The organism is Endozoicomonas sp. G2_2 (assembly GCF_017744135.1).
Taxonomy (GTDB): domain Bacteria; phylum Pseudomonadota; class Gammaproteobacteria; order Nevskiales; family Salinisphaeraceae; genus Salinisphaera.
The window spans coordinates 109,702-127,890 of the sequence record NZ_JAGHQU010000001.1 but is presented as its reverse complement, the minus strand read 5'-3'; the positions used below and the strand labels follow the sequence as shown (position 1 = coordinate 127,890).

Below are 18,189 nucleotides of genomic sequence, written 5' to 3'. Positions count from 1 at the left end.
GCACCGCCCACTGCCACGAAAATTTAATCTTCCAGGCTATTCAGAAGCGCGCCCGCGCGCCGTAAAATAGGGGCCATACAGCCACTCGGCGGTCGCCGAGCGTCGTTCATCAGCCTTAAGTAGTTGCCGTGAAAGCGCTGATTTCGTTCGGTTTGACCCTTCACCGTGGTTACGCGGCCGTACACGCGCGCCTGTCGCGCATGCGCACCCTGTTCGCCTGGTGGTGGATGCTGCGCTCGCGCGATTACATCGTGCTGCGCGACCTGGTCGTCAGCGCGCCCGGCACCGTGATTCATATCGGCCTGCTCGTCGTGAGCACGCGCGGCGTGTTCGTGGTCAAGACCCTCGATTCAAACGACGTGAACGGCTCGGTGCCGGCAAACGGGTTCGAACGCGGTCAACCGGTCGTGGCTTGCTACGACGACCCCATGCATGATTGCGAGGAGCACGCCCGTCAGATCGCGCACGTGATCGAGGAAAGCGCGAGTTTCGTCAGCCCTGTTCTCGTGCTGCCCGATCCCGCACCGCTGCCCGTCGACCGGCCTGCGCATCTCGTGAGCGGCCGCGGCGTGGTCGACTATATTCGCAGTTTCCGGGTGGAGGTCTTTTCCAGCCGCCGCACCCGACAGATCGTGTCACAACTTTCGGCGTGCGCACCGAGCACAACGCGGCTGGCCGCACGCGCTGCGTAAACCGGGCCGCACAAGGGCGCGGATTTCCCGCGCGCCCAGGCGCTCGGCCGGCATGATCGACGCCCGCCGGCCGTACACTCGGCCACCCACTCAGCCACCATCCAGACCGTATTTTTCCAGTCGATAACGCAACGCGCCGCGGCTGAGGCCCAGCCGGCGCGCGGCCTCGGAAATGTTCTGGCGGGTCTCCGCGAGGGTGCGCTCGATGAGCTCACGTTCGTTGTCCGCCAGGGTCGCACCCGGGGCTGCGGCAGCCGTCGGCCCGCTCGCGATCGCTGCCCGGGAAACGCCACCGCGCGGTGGCGGCAGCTGCAGATGCGCCGCCTCCACCACATCGTCGGCATGCACGAGCACCGCACGTTCGATCACGTGACGCAGCTCGCGCACGTTTCCGGGCCAGTCGTGTACACGCAGCGCCGCCCGCGCATCGGCCGCAAGTTCCGGCGCCGCCCGGCCATGACGCGCGGCGGTCCGCGTCACGAAGTGCTCCGCCAGCGCGATCACATCCTCACCGCGCTCACGCAGGGGCGGCAGATGCAACGTAAGCACGTTGAGGCGATAGTAGAGATCCTGTCGAAATTCGCCGGTCTGCATGAGCGTGGCGAGATCGCGATTGGTCGCCGCAACGAACCAGGCCGCAATGTCGCGCTCGGTGTCGCTGCCGATCTCGCGCACGGTGCGGGATTCCAGCGCCGTGAGCAGCTTGGCCTGCAGCCCCATGGGCAGTTCGCCGATTTCGTTGAGAAAAGCCGTGCCACGCCCGGCCGCCGCCAGCAGACCGCGACGCGCGCGATGCGCGTTGGTGAAGGCGCCCTTCTCGTGGCCGAACAGTTCGGCCTCGATGAGATCACGCGGCAAGGCAGCACAATCGACCTGCACGAACTCGGCTTCGGCACGAGCCGAGCGACCGTGCAGCACACGCGCAATGCGGTCCTTGCCGGTGCCGGTCTCGCCGGTGATCAGCACGTTAGGCGGCGCATCGCTTGTCGCGAGCGCGGCAATGCGTTCGAGCTGGGCGGCGACGGCACGCATGGCTGGGCTGTCGCCGATCAGGGCGTTGTCTTCGGTGCCTGTTGCCGCGCGGCTCGTATCGGCAGCGCGCGTGGCGGGCGTCTCGCGAGCCAGCGCGTCGGCAGCGATACGATGCAGCGCGTCGAGATCGAGCGGCTTCTTGAGGAAATCGACCGCGCCGAGCCGCATGGCGGCGATGGCATCGTCGAGTTCGCCGAAGGCGGTCATGACGATGGCCGGAATGTCCGCGATATCCGCGCGCAGCCATTCGAGAAAATCCAGACCGTAGCCATCCGGCAGCCGCAGATCGAGCACCGCCAGATCGGGCCGGCGACGACGCGCGGCGAGCTTGGCGTTGGCCAGGGTCTCGCAGACGGCCACGGTATAGCCGTCGCGGCGCAGGCGCCGATCCAGCGCGCGCGCCAGCGCGCCTTCGTCTTCCAGCAACAAGATATGCGGCGCGCTCATGCGTGTTCGCCCCCGGGCAGCCGGACGCGCACGCGGGTGCCGCCACCCGGCGCGCTGTCGTAGTTCAATTCGCCATCGTGGGCGTGAATGACCTTGTAGGCAAAGGGAATGCCCAGCCCGGTACCGCGGCGCTTGGTGGTCGGCAGCGGTGCGCTTGCCTGCGGGTCGGGCACGACCGCCATGCCCGGGCCCGCATCGCAGATGGTCAGCGTCGCGCGATCGTGATCGACGCGGGTGGCGACCTGCAGAGACGCGCCCGGCGGCGATGCCTCGAGCGCGTTGGCAAGCAGGCCGTGCAACGCCTGTTCCAGTAGCGGCGCGTCGACGTCGACATACGCCGGTGCGCGATTACGATCGAGCGTGATGTCGGCCGCCGCGAGCCGGCCGCCCAATGCCGCGATCGCGCCGTCGACGATATCGTCCAGCGCATGGCGTTCACGCTTGAGATCGAGCGGGTGCAGGTAGGACAGCAGCGCATTCAGCCAGCGCTCGAGCCGGTCGGCGGCGTCCATGATATCGGCGCCCGTCTCCTCGATCTCGTCGGCCGGCGCCTGGCGATCGAGCATCTGGGCGTTGGCACGGATGCCGGCCAGCGGATTGCGGATGTTGTGGGCGATCACCGGCACCAGCGCGCCGAGCGCAGCCTGGCGTTCGCGTTCGATGAGCGCGCGGCGCTTGTGTTCGAGCTCGGCGGCCATCGCGTTGAGGGTGTCGGCCAGCTGGCGCACTTCGGCCACGCCGGTATTCGGCAGACGATGGCTCAGGCGACCGCTGGCGAGTTCGGCGGTACCCGCAACCAGACGTTCGAGCGGCTGGAGGAAACCCCGGGCGAAGCGCCGATTGAGCCAGATCGCCAGGGCCACGCCCAGTATGAGCGGCAGCCAGGCCAGCCACGGCGCGAGCCGGTTCCACAGCCCGAGCCGTTCGGCGAGTTCATCGCGCTGGATCGCGACCTGACGGGTGAGCCGATTGTAGGCCGCCTCGAAATCCTCGGTCTGCCAGGTGCCGGTGGCGGCCGCGCTGGCGTCGCTGTCGGGCGTCGTGACGATACGGTTCATCGCCGCGAGAATCAGCCCGTACGCGGTTTCCATACGCGCGATGCTGGCCTGCTCGGCCGGCGTATCGGCGTACTCGCGCATGCGATAGAAATGCTCGTCGATACGATAGAGGCGCTGCCAGTAGTCGTCGCGCGGCGCGCCGTCGCGTACGGCATCCACCGCCTTGATCTGGCGATAGAGATCGCCTCGTACCGCCTGCGCCTCGACCAGCAGCCCATTGAAGCGCAGCGACGCCTGATAACCCGCCTGCCAGAAACTCGCCCACAGGCCACCCAGCCCGGCGGCGACCGCCAGCACCAGGATCAACGCCAGCTGATAGCGGCGAATCAGGCGCTTGAGCGAATCGGCAGGACGTATCCACATGCGACGAGTCTAGATTGCGGGGCGACGGCCTGTCTCGCCGGCAGAAATGTGGCCACTATTGGCCATCGAAGCTGGCCACTATTCGCCACTGTGTGGCCAGTTGGCCAGCCCGACTCGCAATCACGGATCAAGAGCGCCGGTTTTCTTTCGTGATCAGGGCGTTGCAGCGGCCCCTGGCGCCGCCCACGGCTGGCATGGTCGATGCATCATCCTGATGTGCCTATTCACAATAACGACAGGAGATCGCCATGAAACAGTGGACCACACCCAAGGCCCATGACCTGCGTCTGGGTTTTGAAATCACGATGTACGTCAACAACCGCTAACAGCGATTGTGTAACGTGCGGAAGGGGGCTTTTCAGCCCCCTTTCTATTGCGCGACATCTCGCAGAACGCGTTCCCATGGCTACCGATACCGTACCGCTGCCCACCCGTCACGACGGTGAGACGCCGGCGCGCCCGCTCTGGCTGCTCGCCGAGCTGACCTATGCCTGCCCGTTGCAGTGCCCGTATTGCAGCAACCCCACCGAAATGGCACGGATCGGCCGCGAGATCGATACCGAGGCCTGGAAGAAGGTGTTGCGCCAAGCGCGCGCGATGGGCGCCGCCCAGCTGGGCCTGTCCGGCGGCGAGCCGCTGGTTCGACGCGACCTGGAAGAGATCGTGGCCGAAGGCCGTCGGCTGGGCTACTACAGCAACTTGATCACCTCCGGCATCGGCATGGACGATGCTCGCGTGGCGGCACTCGCCGAAGCCGGGCTGGACCATATCCAGATCAGTTTTCAGGCCAGCAACGCCGAGATGAACAATTTTCTCGGCGGTACCGACAGCTTCGAAAAGAAGAAGGACATGGCCCGCGCGATCAAGCGCCACGGCTACCCGATGGTGCTCAACATCGTGCTGCACCGAAAGAACATCGACGATATCGAAGAGATCATCGCGATGGCCGAGGCGCTGGATGCCGATTATGTGGAACTGGCCAACACTCAGTATTACGGCTGGGCCTGGCACAACCGCGAGGCGCTCATGCCCACGCGCGAGCAGCTCGCCCACGCGGAACGGGTGACCACGGCATATCGCCAGAAGAACGAGAACAACGGCAGCGCGATGAAGCTCTATTTCGTCGTACCCGACTACTACGAAGACCGCCCCAAGGCCTGCATGAGCGGCTGGGGCGATATCTTTCTCACCATCGCCCCCGACGGTGTCGCCCTGCCCTGCCACGCCGCCCGGCAGCTGCCCGGCCTCGAGTTCCCGAACGTGGTCGATCACGACATCGACTGGATCTGGGGCGAATCCCCGGCGTTCAATCATTTCCGTGGCTACGAATGGATGGCCGAGCCCTGTCGCAGCTGTTCGGAAAAGACCAAGGACTTCGGCGGCTGCCGCTGCCAGGCCTATATGCTCACCGGCGACATGTATGCCGCCGACCCGGTCTGTGCCAAGTCACCCGAGCATCATCTGGTGACCGATGCCGTCGCACGCGCCAACGACCGGCCGCTCGAAGGGCCGGCCGCCCAGCCGATCGTGTTTCGCAACCCGAAGAATTCCAAGCGCCTGCACGCCGAGCGTCACGAAAGCTGACGCTGGCCCTGGCCCGACAAGGGATTCAGCCGCGCCCGACGCAGCGGGCGCGTCGGCTCAAGAGAACTGCACCCAGCCCTGAGACGCCGCCAGGCGCAGGAATTCATGCACATCGCTGGTCACCTCGGCCCCCTCGAACGCCGCCGACAATTCATCGCAGATGGCTTGCACCGGTTTCTCACCGTCGCAGCGCTGCAGAATCTCTGCCGCGCTGGGGTTGAGGGTGATCATGCCTTCCGGGTAGAGCAGCACATGGCAGTCCTGAGCCGGCTCGAACTGCATGCGGTGGCCACGCGCGATCCGTGGCACGGCGTCGGCTTCTATCGTGTCCGGCGCGCTCATCGGCTTGCCTCCGGGCAGCTGTGATACGGCGGCCGGTCCTCGACATAGGCCATCCACATGGCGTCGAGCATGGTCCAGAGCACGTCGAGCTTGAACTGCAGGATCGACAACGCGCGTTCCTGTTCGGCGCGCGTGGTGAAATGGTCCAGCGTCACGCGCAGTCCGTGCTCCACGTCGCGCCGCGCTTCCGACAGACGCTTGCGGAAATAGCTCAGCCCCGAATCGTCGATCCAAGGGTAGTGATCCGGCCAGCCGGTCAACCGCTGCTGATGAATTTCCGGCGCGAACAGCTCGGTCAGCGACGAACAGGCGGCTTCCTGCCAGGTGGACCGGCGGGCGAAGTTCACATAGGCATCGACCGCAAACCGCACGCCGGGCAACACGTCGTCGAGCGAGGCGACCCGGTCGCGATCCAGACCACAGGCTCCGGCGAGCGCCAGCCAGGCTTCGATACCGCCGACCTCGCCTTCCGCACCGTCGTGGTCGAGGATACGCTGCACCCACAGCCGCCGGGCCTCGGGATCGGGGCAATTCGCGAGCACGTTGGCATCCTTGATCGGGATGCTCACCTGATAGTAATAGCGGTTGATCACCCAGCCGCGGATCTGCTCGGGCGTGCAACGGCCCTCGTGCATCATCCGGTGATAGGGGTGATGAATGTGATACCGCGCACCCAGCGCGCGCAGCCGGGCTTCGAACTCGTCGCGCGACCAAGGTTGGCGCTGGTCGATGGCGGCACTCACAGTTGAATCTCCATGCCGTCGTAGGCCACTTCCACGCCCGCGTTTTCGACCGTCGCACGCTCGGGGGAATTCGGATCGAGAATCGGATTGGTGTTGTTGATATGGATGAGCACCCGACGCGTGGAGGGAAAATCCGCGAGCCAGGCCAGCATGCCGTTCTCGCCCGACTGCGGCAGATGGCCCATCTCGGCGGCCGGTTTCACGCCCACGCCCTGGTCGATCATTTCGGTTTCGGTGTAGAAGGTGCCGTCGACCAGCAGGCAGTCGGATTCGCGCGCGATCGCGGCAATGGCCTCGTCCGGCGCGCCGAGCCCCGGCGCATAGAACAGCGTGCCGCCGGTGGCATCGTCGGTGACGATCAGGCCGATGTTGTCGCCCGGATGCGGATTGCCGCGGTGCGGTGAATACGGCGGCGCGGCCGAGGACAGCTCAACCGCCTTGAACGACAACCTGGGCACCCCGTCGATCGTGAACGACGACGCCGCGGTATCGATCTCGTGCCAGTCCACGCCGCAATAGTGTTCGAGCACGTTGAATAGCGGCAGGCCGGTGGTGAGGTCTTCATAGACCGGGCGGGTCGACCAGATCGGCAGCGTATCGCCTTCGCGCAGGATGATCAGGCCCGTGGCGTGATCGATCTGACTGTCCATGAGCAGGATCGCGCCAATGCCGGTACCCCGCTTGCCCGGCGCCGGGCGCAGGGCAGGAAAATCCAGCACCTGCTGGCGCACGTCGGGCGAGGCGTTGACCAGAAGCCAGTGCTGGTAATCGGCGCTGACCGCGATCGACGACTGGGTCCGCGCGGTCGCACGCGTGCTGCCTTCATGCAGCTGGTGGTTCAGCCCGACGTTGGTATTCCACTGCGGAAAACCGCCGCCGGCGGCGGATCCGAGCACGCGTACATACATCGCTTTCGTCCTTGCGCATCCATGGGTCTGATCCGGCTCTCAAGGCAGGAGTCGTGCCAGACGCGCATGCCGATCGCGATTGCGGATCAGCGCTCGCGCGAGGGCGGAATCTCGTGCTTTTTCATTTTTCGATACAACGTGTTGCGGCTCATCGAAAGCTGCGACGCGGTATTGGTGATGTTCCAGCGATTCTCGTCCAGTGCCGACAGCAGTGCGGCACGTTCGGCGCAGTCCAGCGGGTTCGCACTCGCCGCCTCGCTGTTGCAGCTGCCGCCACCGGCGTCGGCGCGGCTCGTTTCTGCATGGTCGGTGATTTCGGCCGGCAGATCCGCAAGGCGGATGACCGAGTCCTCGCACAGCGCAAGCGCGGTACGCATGACGTTGCGCATCTGCCGAATATTGCCGGGCCAGTGGTAGCGCACGAGCGCGGCCAACGCGTCTTCGGCGACCTTGATGGCGACCTCGCCGTCATGCTCGAACGCGACCACGCTGCGCAGCAGGCTATGCAGATCGGCACGCTCGCGCACGGCCGGCAGCGTCAGCGTAATGCCGTTGAGCCGGTAGTACAGGTCCTTGCGAAACCCGCCGGATTCGACCAGATCGGCGAGCTCGGCATGGGTGGCCGAGATCACGTTCAGGTCCACCGGGATCGGCGTTTCACTGCCCAGCGGCACGACTTCGCGTTCTTCGAGCACACGCAACAGCCGCGTCTGGAGTTCGACCGGCATGTCGCCGATCTCGTCGAGAAACAGCGTGCCGCCGGACGACTGGAGAATCTTGCCGCGCATGCCGTCGCGCCGCGCGCCGGTGAACGCGCCGGGCTTGTAGCCGAACAGCTCGGACTCGATCAGCGTTTCGGGAATCGCGGCACAGTTGACGGCCACGAACGGCGACGCCGAGCGGCGGCTCACGCCGTGGATCGCGCGGGCGAAAACCTCCTTGCCGGTGCCGGTCTCGCCGCGCAGCATGATCTGGACCTGGCGATCGACCACACGCCGCGCGCAGCGCACATTTTCGGCCATGCGCGGGTCCGAACCCTGCAGGTCGGCGAAACCGCGCGTCTGGTGACGACGCGAGGCGCTGATGCGCAGTGCGGCGTCGTCGTTGTGGGCCACCGTCACGCGCTGGCTGCGGCTCACTTCCGCCGGCGCTCGGGCACGCGCGTAGTAGCGCCGGCCGCGCCGGTGCTCGTGCAGCGGCCAGACCGCCTGCGTTCTGTCGCCGGCGCGCTCGGCAAGCGTCGCCGCGTCCATGTCGAAAATCTCGTCTACCGCACGCCCGGTCAGATCCTCGCGACGATCGCAGCCCAGCTGCAGCGCCGCGCTGTCGTCGGCGGCCACGATATGGCCGCGTTCGTCCACGGCGATCATGCCGTCGTGAATGAGGCTGACGAATTCGGGGCGGCTATGGAAACGCAACACCAGGTTGTCGCTGTTGGCGTTGAGAAAGATGCACTTCTCGATCAGCCGTGCCGACATGCTCACCAGCGCCACGGTGTGGGTCTGGCCGGCCCGCGTGCCTTCGCACTGCACGGACGAGGCGTCGAGCACGGCCAGCAGGTTGCCCTGGGCGTTGCGGATCGGGGCTGCCGAGCAGCTCAGGGACGTGTTGCGATTGGCGAAATGGTCGGCACAGTGAATGGTCACTGGCCGATGTTCGACGATGCAGGTCCCGATACCGTTGGTGCCCTGCCGGAACTCGCTCCAGTCGGCGCCGTCCCAGAGGCCGGCTGCGCGAAAGCTGGTGCGCAAGGCCTGCTCCACCCGGTTATAGAGAATCACGCCGTGGGCGTCGGTGAGCAGCAGCGCGTAGCCCGAACCCGCGATCTGGGCGGCGAGATTCTCCATCTCGGCGCGCGCGATCGACACGACCTCGCCCAGTTCGTCGCGGTGCTCGCTGAGCTTGCTGCGCGAGACGACGTCGAGTTCGATACGGGCCGGATCGAGCCCATAATCACGGATGCACCGATCCCACGAGCCCGCCACGAGGTCCGGCGTATTCGGCCGGGCGCGGGCGAACGTCGCAGACGGTCGCTGCGTCGATGGATTGATCATCTGCTCTCCTCCGTGAAGTCCGGCCGGGCCGGGCTTCTTAATTACTCTTTTGTCTGCGTCTTTAAACGGTCTTGAACGCCGCGCAGTCCTGCTTTGCTTTTAGCAGTTTTGACGACGCCGCACAACTCGCCCTCATCGAGGTGTCGCAGCGTGCAACATCGCTGTCCCAGATGCGTGACAGTCTGTGTGCCGACATGCCTGCGAGCGCGTGCAAACGCCGCGTTTACGGCGTTTTTGCGCGTGGCCTGAATCTTGCGATTCTCGAAGCAGGCGCGCAGGCGTCCGCACGACGGACGGCGAGCGCTCGCAACGCAAGCCGCGACGACATTCGGTCGTCGGGTGAATACAAAAATGACCGGAGGAGTAAAAAGATGTGTGCTGTAGCAGCTTCTGAAGTATCGCTCGAACCGAGCGTCCAGCAATTTATCGATAGTCCGCGCAAGATGCTCATCGGCGGCCAGTGGGTCGCTGCCGAGTCCGGCGAGACGTTCGATGTCTACAACCCGTCCAACGACCAGGTGATCGCGCGGGCGCAGTCGGCCTCGAAGGTCGACGTGGACAAGGCCGTGAAGGCCGCCCGCAAGGCTTTCGACGACGGCCCGTGGACGAAGATGGCGCCGGCCGAGCGCCAGCAGATCGTCTGGAAGATCGGCGATCTGATCATGCATTACCAGGAAGAGCTGGCGCAGCTCGAATCCCTGGACAACGGCAAGCCGATTTCCGTCGCCCGTGCCGCGGACGTGCCGCTGGCCGCGGAGATGTTCCGCTACATGGCCGGCTGGGCGACCAAGCTCAACGGCCAGATGATCACCCCGACCGTGCCCTATGCGCCGGGCGCGGAATGGCATGCCTATACCCGGCGCGAGCCGGTCGGCGTCTGCGGCCAGATCATTCCCTGGAACTTCCCGCTGCTGATGGCGGCCTGGAAGCTGGCCCCGGCCTTGGCCACCGGCAACACCATCGTGATGAAGCTGGCCGAAGAAACCCCGCTGTCGGGTCTGAAGCTGGCCGAGATCATGCAGGAAGCCGGCGTGCCGGACGGCGTGGTCAACATCATTACCGGCTTCGGCGAAGAGGCCGGCGCGCCGATCGCGGCACATCCGGATGTCGACAAGATCGCCTTCACCGGTTCCACCGAGGTCGGGCGTCTGATCGTCGATGCCGCCAAGGGCAACCTCAAGAAGGTATCGCTGGAGCTGGGCGGCAAGTCGCCGAACATCATTCTGGACGACGCCGATCTCGAGAAGGCGATTCCGGGTGCGGCGAACGCCATCTTCTTCAACCACGGCCAGTGCTGTGCGGCGGGCTCGCGTCTGTTCGTGCACGAAAAAATCTACGACCAGGTCGTGGAAGGCGTGGCCGATTTCGCCCGCAACATCAAGCTGGGCCCGGGCCTGGATCCGGAAACGCAGATGGGTCCGCTGGTCTCGCGCACCCAGCTCGAGCGCGTCACCGGCTTCCTGGACTCCGGCAAGAGCCAGGGCGCGACGGCCGCGGCCGGCGGCGAACGCGGCGATGGCGAAGGCTACTTCGTGAAGCCGACGGTGCTCACCGACGTCTCGGACGACATGAAAGTCGTACAGGAGGAGATCTTCGGGCCGGTCGTGACCGCAACCAAGTTCTCCGATGTCGACGCCGATCTGGTGCGTCGTGCCAACGACACGGTGTTCGGCCTGGCCTCGGGTGTGTGGACGCAGGATATCGGCCGCGCCCACAAACTGGCCTCGAAGCTGCGTGCCGGTACGGTGTGGGTGAACTGCTACAACATCTTCGATGCGGCGCTGCCGTTCGGCGGCTACAAGCAGTCGGGCTGGGGCCGCGAGATGGGTGAGCAGGTGCTCAACAACTACACCGAGTGCAAGGCCGTGACGGTCGCTCTCTAAGGGGTTGTTCCAACATCCTTGTCTCCCCCAAGGATGCCCCGAGCCGGCTGCGCCCTCTGGCAGCCGGCTTTTCTTTTGCCCGCTGCATGCTTACGGCCGCAGCGGATACGCTATCTTGTAGCCAAGGCGCGGACCACACGCGCCGTGCGCGAAAGGCGCAATAACCCGGCATGCGATCCGGGCGAGGGAGGAGAACAGCAATGACGAGTCAATCCATCCGGGTCCTGCTGGTCGACGATCATGCCGTCGTGCGTGCGGGCTACGGGCGACTGCTCAAGATGGCCGGTGATATCGAAGTCGTGGGCGAGGCCGACAGCGGCGAACGCGCCTATGCCCTGTGCCGCGAGCAGGCGTTCGACGTGATCGTCATGGATCTGTCGCTGCCGGGCATGAGCGGAATCGAGGCCACGCGGCGCATCTGCAGCCGCAACCCCGGCACGCGCATCCTGGTGTTTTCGGTACACGAGGAAGAGATCTTCGTGCGCCGCGCGCTGGCTGCGGGCGCGACCGGCTATATCGGCAAACGCGCGGTCGCCGACGTGTTGATCGACGCCGTGCGCCAGGTCGCGCGCGGCAAGCGCTATATCGGCGCGGCGCTCGTCGACGAGGAAGCGGCGCCGTTCGAGGCCGAAAATCCCCTGTCGCGCCTGTCGTCGCGCGAATTCGAGATCTTTCGGCTGCTGGCCTCCGGGGCCAGCGTCAACGCGATCGCCGAGGAACTGTTTCTCAGCCCCAAGACCGTCGCCAACCATGCGTCGCGCCTGCGCGCCAAGCTGGGCCTCGGCGGCACCGCCGACCTGACCCGGCTGGCGATTCGTACCGGCGTCGTCGGGCTCTAGTTACAAGCCGTTGGCCGGTTCGCGTTTCAAACCCCGACTGCGGCTGCGCCAGCGGTTGATGCTCGCGGTCACGCTGCTGCTTGCCGTGATCCTGATGGCAGCCGGCTGGCTGGTGATCCACAACGCACAACGCGCGATCGCCGAGGAAATGGAATCCAGCGTGACGCTGGCCAGCGATCTGGTGGAAACCAGCATCCGCAGCGACGGCGAAGCGCTCGCGGCCGCGCAACGGCTGGCCGCGATCGGCCATCTGCGCCACCTGTGTCTGTCGCTGGTGTCCGCCGGCGACAACAGCAACGAGTGTCCGGCGGGTGACGGCGCCGACGCTCCCGCCTGGTTTGCGGCGATGACACGCCCCGACGCCCTGCCCGATCGTCGTATCAGCGTGTCCGCGCACGAGGCGATCGTGATCCTGGCGGACCCGGACGACGAGATCGCCGAAGCCTGGCAGGACACGCGCGGGCTTCTTGCCCTGCTGCTGGTGTTCTACGGCGCCACCATCGTGATCGTCTACCGCCTACTCGGCCGCGCCATCGTGCCTGTCCAGCGCATTGATGCTGCGCTCGCGCGTATCGAGCACGGCGACTACGCCATTCGCCTGCCGACCTTCGTGCTGCCCGAATTCGACGGCATTGCCGCGCAGTTCAACCACATGGCCGAAACGCTCGCCGCGGCCCGCAGCGAGAACCAGCGCCTGCGCGACCATTCGCTACGTATCCAGGAAGACGAACGCCGCAGCCTCGCGCGCGAACTGCACGACGAGCTCGGCCAGAGCCTGACCGCCATTCGGGCCGATGCAGCCGGCATTCTGGCGCGTCGGGAAAAGCTGCCTGACGGCGTGCCCGAATCCGCTGAGGCCATTGCACAGGTCGCCGCAGGGATCTACGACCAGACCCGTCTGATGATGCGTCGGCTGCGTCCACCGGGCCTCGACGAGCTGGGCCTCGATGCCGCCATCGAGGAACACGTCGCCGGCTGGCAACGCAGCCATGCCGATATCGAACTGGTCTACGACGGCGACGAGGCGCTCTCAGACGTCCCCGCCCCCGTGGCCATCCATGTATTCCGGCTCGTGCAGGAAGCGCTGACCAATGCGCTGCGTCACGGTCAGCCGCGGCGTATCGACGTGGCTCTGGGCGCGCGGGCGAATCGTCTCCGCGTGACGGTAAGCGACAACGGTCGCGGCTTCGACCCGGCGGCACGCCGGCCCGGCCTCGGCCTGTCGGGCATGGCGGAACGTATCGAACTGCTCGCCGGGCAGCTGCAAATCGACAGCCGGCCCGGCCACGGCACGCGTATTCACGCCGATATCCCGCTGGCCTGACGCACACCGGCCATAGCGGACCACGCGATTCGAAATATTGGGAAGATTTCCCATTGAGCCGGCCTGCAGGCCGGGCAAGACTCGACGGTGGTGCGAGATAAAAACAAGGGGGAGACATGCACTTCAGAAAAGGGCTGTGCCTGGCGCTCGGCGCAACATCGACCATGGCAGCCACGAACATCCACGCCCAGTCACTCGAGCTCGGCGGTATCGACGTCATCGGCGCGACGCCGTTTGCCGGCAGCGAGGTCGACGCCGATCGCTATCCGGCCAATGTCCAGCATGCGGATTCCGACGAGGTGGAACGCGCCGAGACGCTCAACCTCAACCAGTACATGCAGCAGGAACTGGGCAGCGTCCACGTCAACGACGCGGTCAATAACCCGTTCCAACCGGACCTCAACTATCGCGGCTATACCGCCTCACCGCTGCTCGGCCTGCCGCAGGGGCTGTCCATCTATCAGGACGGCGTGCGCATCAACGAGCCGTTCGGCGATACGGTCAACTGGGACCTGATCCCGCAGGTGGCCATCGACTCGATCGATCTCATTCCGGGTTCCAACCCGCTGTTCGGCCAGAACACGCTCGGCGGCGCGCTGTCGGTCAAGACCAAGACCGGCTTCACCTACCAGGGCGCAGAGGCAGAGGTCTTTGGCGGCGACTTCGGCCGCTTCGGCGGCCATGTCCAGGCCGGCGGCAACAACGGCACCGACGCCTGGTACTTCGCCGCCCAGGGCGTGTCCGAAGATGGCTGGCGTGATTTCTCCGATTCCGATGTGGCGCAGCTGTTCACCCAGTTCTCCACCATTACCGACAACGGCACGCTGGATTTCTCCATCACCGCGGCCGACAACAGCCTGCGCGGCAACGGCGCGATTCCGGCCGAACTGGCCCGCGCCGAAGGCCGCGATTCGATCTTCACCTACCCGGACGAAACCAACCCGGAAATGGTGATGTTCAACCTGCGCGGCACGCGCGACTACAGCGACGACTTCACCCTCGCCTGGGGCGCCTACTACCGGCGCAACGAGATCAACACTTTCAACGGTGACGGCTCCGAATTCGAGGACTGCGAAGACGGCGGCAACGCCGGCCTGCTTTGCGAAGAAGCCGAAGACGGCGGCGAAGAGGAAGTGGTTTTCGACGCCGACGGCAACCCGGTGCTCGCCAGCGACGATGTGATTGGCGGCACCGAAAACACCTCGGAAACCAAGGAAAACGGCTTCGGCCTCAACCTCCAGGGTCGCCAGCTGGGCGTGCTCGGCGGCGAGCTGATCGTGGGCACCAGCCTCGACTACGCCAGCAGCGACTTCTACCAGCAGACCGAACTGGCCAGCCTCACCGACGAGCGCGGCACGGTCGGCAGCGGCATTGTCTCCGGCGAATCGCTGACCGGCGTATCCGCCCACAACAGCACCGCCAGCCTGTTCTTTCTGCAGCGTGTGCCGATTACCGAAACGCTCGAAGGCACGCTAGCCGGGCGCTACAACCGTACCGCTATCTCGCTGCACGACACCTCGCCCGAGGTGGAATTCGGCGACGACGATGACGACGACACCAGCCTCTCCGGCGACCACGAGTTCAAGCGCCTGAATCTTGCCGGCGGCCTCACCTGGCAGATGACGGACAACCTGACCACCTTCGGCAGCATTTCGCAGTCCTCGCGGGCGCCGACCCCGGTCGAGCTGACCTGCGCGAACCCGGACGAGCCCTGCCGGCTGCCCAACGGCTTCGTGGACGATCCGCCCCTGGAGCAGGTCGTGACCACGACCTACGAACTCGGCCTGCGCGGCGGCAACGACAACCTGCGGTGGCATGCCGCGGTGTTTCGTTCCGACAACCAGGACGACATCCTCTTCATCTCCGCGGAATCGCGCTTCGAGGGATATTTCGACAACGTTGGCGACACTCGTCGCCAGGGCGTGGAGCTGGGCCTCGACTGGGCGTTCGCCGAGCGCTGGCGTCTGTCGGCGAACTACACCTATATCAACGCCGAATTCCGCGATCCGTTCATCACCAACTCGCCGAATCACCCGCTGGCCGACGAGGACGCCGCCCCGGGTGACGACCCGACCCAGCAGGTTGAATCGGGTGATCGCATCCCGCTGATTCCGGAGCATCTGTTCAACGTCGGTATCGATTGGGCGCCCACCAGCCGTCTGCGCGTCGGCATGGACGTGGTCGGCAACGGCGACCAGATCTATCGCGGCGACGAATCGAACACCGACAGCGAAAAGATCGACGGCTATGCCATCGTCAACGCCAACGCGGCGTTCAAGATCACCGATCGGATCACGACCTTCGTGCGGGTGAACAACCTGCTCGATTCCGACTACGAGACCTTCGGCCTCTACGGCGAAGCCGACGAAGTGCTCGAAGGCGATCGCTACGAGGACGCCAGCCGCTTCATCGGCCCCGGCGCGCCGCGCGGCATCTGGGGCGGCATACGCGTGGAACTCTAGCGCGCCGCTGTACTTGAAATTCGTCAGTCTCCTCCGCAGGTGACCGGTCAGCGAAACCTCTCCCTTGACTCTCGCTGGCCGGCCACCTGTTTTTTTTGCATGCTGGAGACGACATCCATTGCTAGGAGACTCGATAATGCGCTCACCGATCTACCTGCTTGCCGCATTGCCGGTCAGCCTCGTCGCCACCGTTGCGCTGGCCGGGCAGGCCCACGGCACCGTACCGCTTGAAACCTGCCTGCAGTCGGCGAAGAGCGTCCGGCAGGGGGATATCGTGAAGGTCGAATACCTGAGCGTCAGCCCGGCCGGCGCGCCGACCTACGAGATCGAGATCCGCGACGATTCCGACAAGGAATGGGAGCTGATGTGCAACGCCCGGACCGGCGACATCTACGAGCTCGAGACCGAAGCCGAATCCGCCGACGACGAGGCCTTTGCCCGAACCGCCAAGGTCAGCGAGGCGGACGCGATCAAGACCGCGCAGGACCGTTTCGGCGGCGACGTGGTCGAAGTCGAGTACGAGATCGAATCCGACGGCTCCCCGAGCTATGAGATCGACCTGGCCCAGGACGGCCAGGACACCGAGTTCAAGGTCGAGGTCGACGCGGTGTCCGGCGAGATCATCGAACTCTCGGTCGAGCAGTGGCAGATCGGCCAGGAGCCGGACGAAAAAACGGCTGCTGCAAACTGATCTCCACCCGCTAACGGCGGCCCGAGTCGGGCCGCCGTACGGGCGGTATGCGCCTGCCGTGCGCTCCATTCGGCTTGTTATACGGCCCATGGCAGGCGATGATCGGCCCGGGTACAACGGCCTACAGCTCATAACGTCTGCGCGCGGCTCATGTCGGCCCTGAAAACCTCGAGGCGGTTGGCAGCCCCGCGCTATGGCGGTCGTCTATCTTATTGTCCGCCTTTGTCCTGGGAATACAGCGTCTCGAGGCTCTTGCCCTCGAGCTCGTAGTGACGCTTGTCCAGATAGGACAGAATAGCCCACATGGCTTCCTGGCTGAGCGTGTCTTCGAACGCGGGCATGTAGGTCACGCCGTTTCGATGCACACCCTTGCGCACGCGACCGATGAAATAGTCGTCGTAGTTCGTGCCCAGTTCGCGCAGATCCGGTGCGATCCCGCCAGACTGTGCCTCCAGGCCGTGACAGCGCGCGCAGTTGGCGTTGTACGCCGAACTACCGATATCGATCGCTTCTTTGTTGCCGCGATAGGGATTGCTGGAACGCCATTCGCCGTCCGGCAAGTCCTTTAAACCCTTGGTGTCCACGGGTTGCGGCGCGACGTCGCCGTGCGCGTACACCGGCGCCATGCCATAAAACGTGCCGGCGGCCATTACGGCGATGCCCAGAGCCAACGAAAGCGGACGGATTCGGTGGGATTCGATCATGGTTTTGTTTTTCCTTGCTGTGCTTGCGTGTCAGGCTCGGCCAGCGGACGGATCCATATTTTCCAGGCGCCAGTGGCCTTGACCTCGATATAGAAACGCCCGTGACGTCGCACGGCCACCTCGCCTTCGCCCGGCCCCGCGCTGTAGGACTTCACCAGTTCGCCGCTGTCGGCATCGAAGACATAGATCACGAAGATCACGTCCTCGTTGTGAAAGCCCAGGCGAAACCCGGCCGCACTGTCGAAAGCCGGCGTGCGTTCGCGACCGGTCCCGGCGAAATCGAAACTCAGGTATCGCTCGGCGGCCGCGTCGTAACAGGCCAGGCGGGCGCTGTCGGCACGCTGCAGACCACAGGCGCGCAGGGCAGCGAGGCCTTTTTCGCCGAGTACACTCTGCGCGCCGTGGGCCGCATCGGCCACGGCCACAACCGCAAGCAGCGCGCATACGGCCAGGCGCATTCTCACCAATCGAACGGACAGGCCTTGCAGCCTTCCATGTAGGTGTGCTGAAAGATGGCGTAGGGATAGCGCGCGCCGGTCAGGTCGGCGTTTTCCAGGTTCGCCAACGAGAGCTTGGCCTCCTGGAGATTGGCGTTGACGAGCTTGGCGTTGGGTAGCTGGGTCTTGCTCATCCAGGCCATTTCCAGATTGGCGGCAGTGAGATCCGCATTGGCCATCTTGGCGGCCGACAGGCGCGCGAAGTTCAGATCGGCGCCGCGCAGGTCCGCGCCTTCGAGCGTGGCGCCCTGCAGGAACGTGGCGACCAATCGCGCTGCTTGCATGTCGGCGCCGGACAGATCGGCACCGCGCAGATCCGCATGGTGCATGTCGGCTCGCGCGAGCTTTGCGCCGCGCAGGTTGGCACCGTGCAGATCGGCGTTACCGAGATTGGCGTGACGCAGATCGGCGCCCTCGCAGTTGGTGTTCGGGGCGATAGTGCAACCGTTGATCACGCGGGGTTGCGTGTCCGCCTGCTCGCTGTCCGATGACGACGTATCGTTGGCCGCCTGGGCCGCGCCGGCCACCAGCACGAGTACGGCGGCCAGGGCCGTTGACTTGTGCAT

17 protein-coding genes are annotated in these 18,189 nt (G+C 65.4%); 8 read left to right on the top strand and 9 right to left on the bottom strand.

Translation table 11 applies throughout. The features are described from left to right. Window positions 1–128 precede the first annotated feature (128 nt). Window positions 129–692 (top strand): nuclease-related domain-containing protein, encoded by a 564-nt coding sequence (locus tag J7355_RS00590; RefSeq protein WP_209058892.1) that lies wholly within the window; start codon window positions 129–131, stop codon window positions 690–692. 90 nt (window positions 693–782) lie between these two features. Here J7355_RS00590 and J7355_RS00585 read toward each other — a convergent pair whose 3' ends face one another. Together J7355_RS00585 and J7355_RS00580 are read right to left on the bottom strand one after the other, a co-directional pair. After that, entirely contained in the window at window positions 783–2,171 is a 1,389-nt protein-coding gene (locus tag J7355_RS00585) for a sigma-54 dependent transcriptional regulator (RefSeq protein WP_209058890.1), read from the bottom strand. Then, window positions 2,168–3,592 (bottom strand): ATP-binding protein, encoded by a 1,425-nt coding sequence (locus tag J7355_RS00580; RefSeq protein WP_209058886.1) that lies wholly within the window; start codon window positions 3,590–3,592, stop codon window positions 2,168–2,170. Before J7355_RS00580 ends, J7355_RS00585 begins: the two co-directional genes overlap by 4 nt. Before the next feature lie 248 nt (window positions 3,593–3,840). On the opposite strand from J7355_RS00580, the gene pqqA reads away from it, so the two are divergent. Both pqqA and pqqE read left to right on the top strand, forming a co-directional pair. Continuing rightward, a complete protein-coding gene (gene pqqA / locus J7355_RS17825; protein ID WP_209059483.1) occupies window positions 3,841–3,918 on the top strand; it encodes a pyrroloquinoline quinone precursor peptide PqqA in 78 nt (25 codons plus the stop codon). Window positions 3,919–3,994: 76 nt separating this feature from the next. Then, on the top strand, window positions 3,995–5,176 hold the full coding sequence (gene pqqE, locus J7355_RS00570) for a pyrroloquinoline quinone biosynthesis protein PqqE (protein ID WP_209058884.1): 1,182 nt from the start codon (window positions 3,995–3,997) through the stop codon (window positions 5,174–5,176). 57 nt (window positions 5,177–5,233) lie between these two features. Here the strand turns inward: pqqE and pqqD are convergent, their stop codons facing one another. The 4 genes from pqqD to J7355_RS00550 all read right to left on the bottom strand — a co-directional run bounded on the left by pqqD (window position 5,234) and on the right by J7355_RS00550 (window position 9,223). Then, window positions 5,234–5,518, bottom strand: a complete 285-nt coding sequence (pqqD, locus tag J7355_RS00565; protein ID WP_209058883.1) for a pyrroloquinoline quinone biosynthesis peptide chaperone PqqD — start codon at window positions 5,516–5,518, stop codon at window positions 5,234–5,236. After that, the gene (gene pqqC / locus J7355_RS00560) at window positions 5,515–6,261 is read right to left on the bottom strand and encodes a pyrroloquinoline-quinone synthase PqqC (RefSeq protein WP_348522978.1); all 747 of its coding nucleotides are present in this window, start codon (window positions 6,259–6,261) and stop codon (window positions 5,515–5,517) included. The genes pqqD and pqqC overlap by 4 nt, the downstream gene beginning before the upstream one ends. Continuing rightward, the gene (gene pqqB / locus J7355_RS00555) at window positions 6,258–7,157 is read right to left on the bottom strand and encodes a pyrroloquinoline quinone biosynthesis protein PqqB (RefSeq protein ID WP_348522977.1); all 900 of its coding nucleotides are present in this window, start codon (window positions 7,155–7,157) and stop codon (window positions 6,258–6,260) included. Before pqqB ends, pqqC begins: the two co-directional genes overlap by 4 nt. Window positions 7,158–7,255: 98 nt before the next feature. After that, window positions 7,256–9,223: a sigma-54-dependent Fis family transcriptional regulator gene (locus tag J7355_RS00550; RefSeq protein WP_209058881.1), complete on the bottom strand. Its 1,968-nt coding sequence runs from the start codon at window positions 9,221–9,223 to the stop codon at window positions 7,256–7,258. 371 nt (window positions 9,224–9,594) lie between these two features. Between J7355_RS00550 and J7355_RS00545 the strand changes: the two genes are divergently transcribed. The 5 genes from J7355_RS00545 (at window position 9,595) to J7355_RS00525 (ending at window position 16,422) form a co-directional block, all read left to right on the top strand. Beyond that, window positions 9,595–11,106, top strand: coding sequence for an aldehyde dehydrogenase family protein (locus J7355_RS00545; RefSeq protein WP_209058880.1), 1,512 nt, complete (start codon window positions 9,595–9,597; stop codon window positions 11,104–11,106). Window positions 11,107–11,306: 200 nt separating this feature from the next. Next, on the top strand, window positions 11,307–11,945 hold the full coding sequence (locus tag J7355_RS00540) for a response regulator transcription factor (RefSeq protein ID WP_209058879.1): 639 nt from the start codon (window positions 11,307–11,309) through the stop codon (window positions 11,943–11,945). Between the two features lie 10 nt (window positions 11,946–11,955). After that, window positions 11,956–13,269, top strand: a complete 1,314-nt coding sequence (locus J7355_RS00535) for a sensor histidine kinase (RefSeq protein WP_209058877.1) — start codon at window positions 11,956–11,958, stop codon at window positions 13,267–13,269. Between the two features lie 116 nt (window positions 13,270–13,385). Then, complete coding sequence (locus J7355_RS00530) at window positions 13,386–15,731, top strand: TonB-dependent receptor (protein WP_209058875.1); 2,346 nt, start codon at window positions 13,386–13,388, stop codon at window positions 15,729–15,731. 136 nt (window positions 15,732–15,867) lie between these two features. Beyond that, window positions 15,868–16,422: a PepSY domain-containing protein gene (locus tag J7355_RS00525; protein WP_209058872.1), complete on the top strand. Its 555-nt coding sequence runs from the start codon at window positions 15,868–15,870 to the stop codon at window positions 16,420–16,422. Between the two features lie 209 nt (window positions 16,423–16,631). Here the strand turns inward: J7355_RS00525 and pedF are convergent, their stop codons facing one another. From pedF to J7355_RS00510, 3 genes are read right to left on the bottom strand one after another with little or no spacing between them, the layout of a single operon-like run. Next, complete coding sequence (gene pedF / locus J7355_RS00520; protein WP_247739663.1) at window positions 16,632–17,126, bottom strand: cytochrome c-550 PedF; 495 nt, start codon at window positions 17,124–17,126, stop codon at window positions 16,632–16,634. Then, window positions 17,123–17,584, bottom strand: coding sequence for a hypothetical protein (locus J7355_RS00515; RefSeq protein WP_209058870.1), 462 nt, complete (start codon window positions 17,582–17,584; stop codon window positions 17,123–17,125). Before J7355_RS00515 ends, pedF begins: the two co-directional genes overlap by 4 nt. A gap of 2 nt (window positions 17,585–17,586) precedes the next feature. Further along, window positions 17,587–18,189 (bottom strand): pentapeptide repeat-containing protein, encoded by a 603-nt coding sequence (locus tag J7355_RS00510; protein WP_209058867.1) that lies wholly within the window; start codon window positions 18,187–18,189, stop codon window positions 17,587–17,589.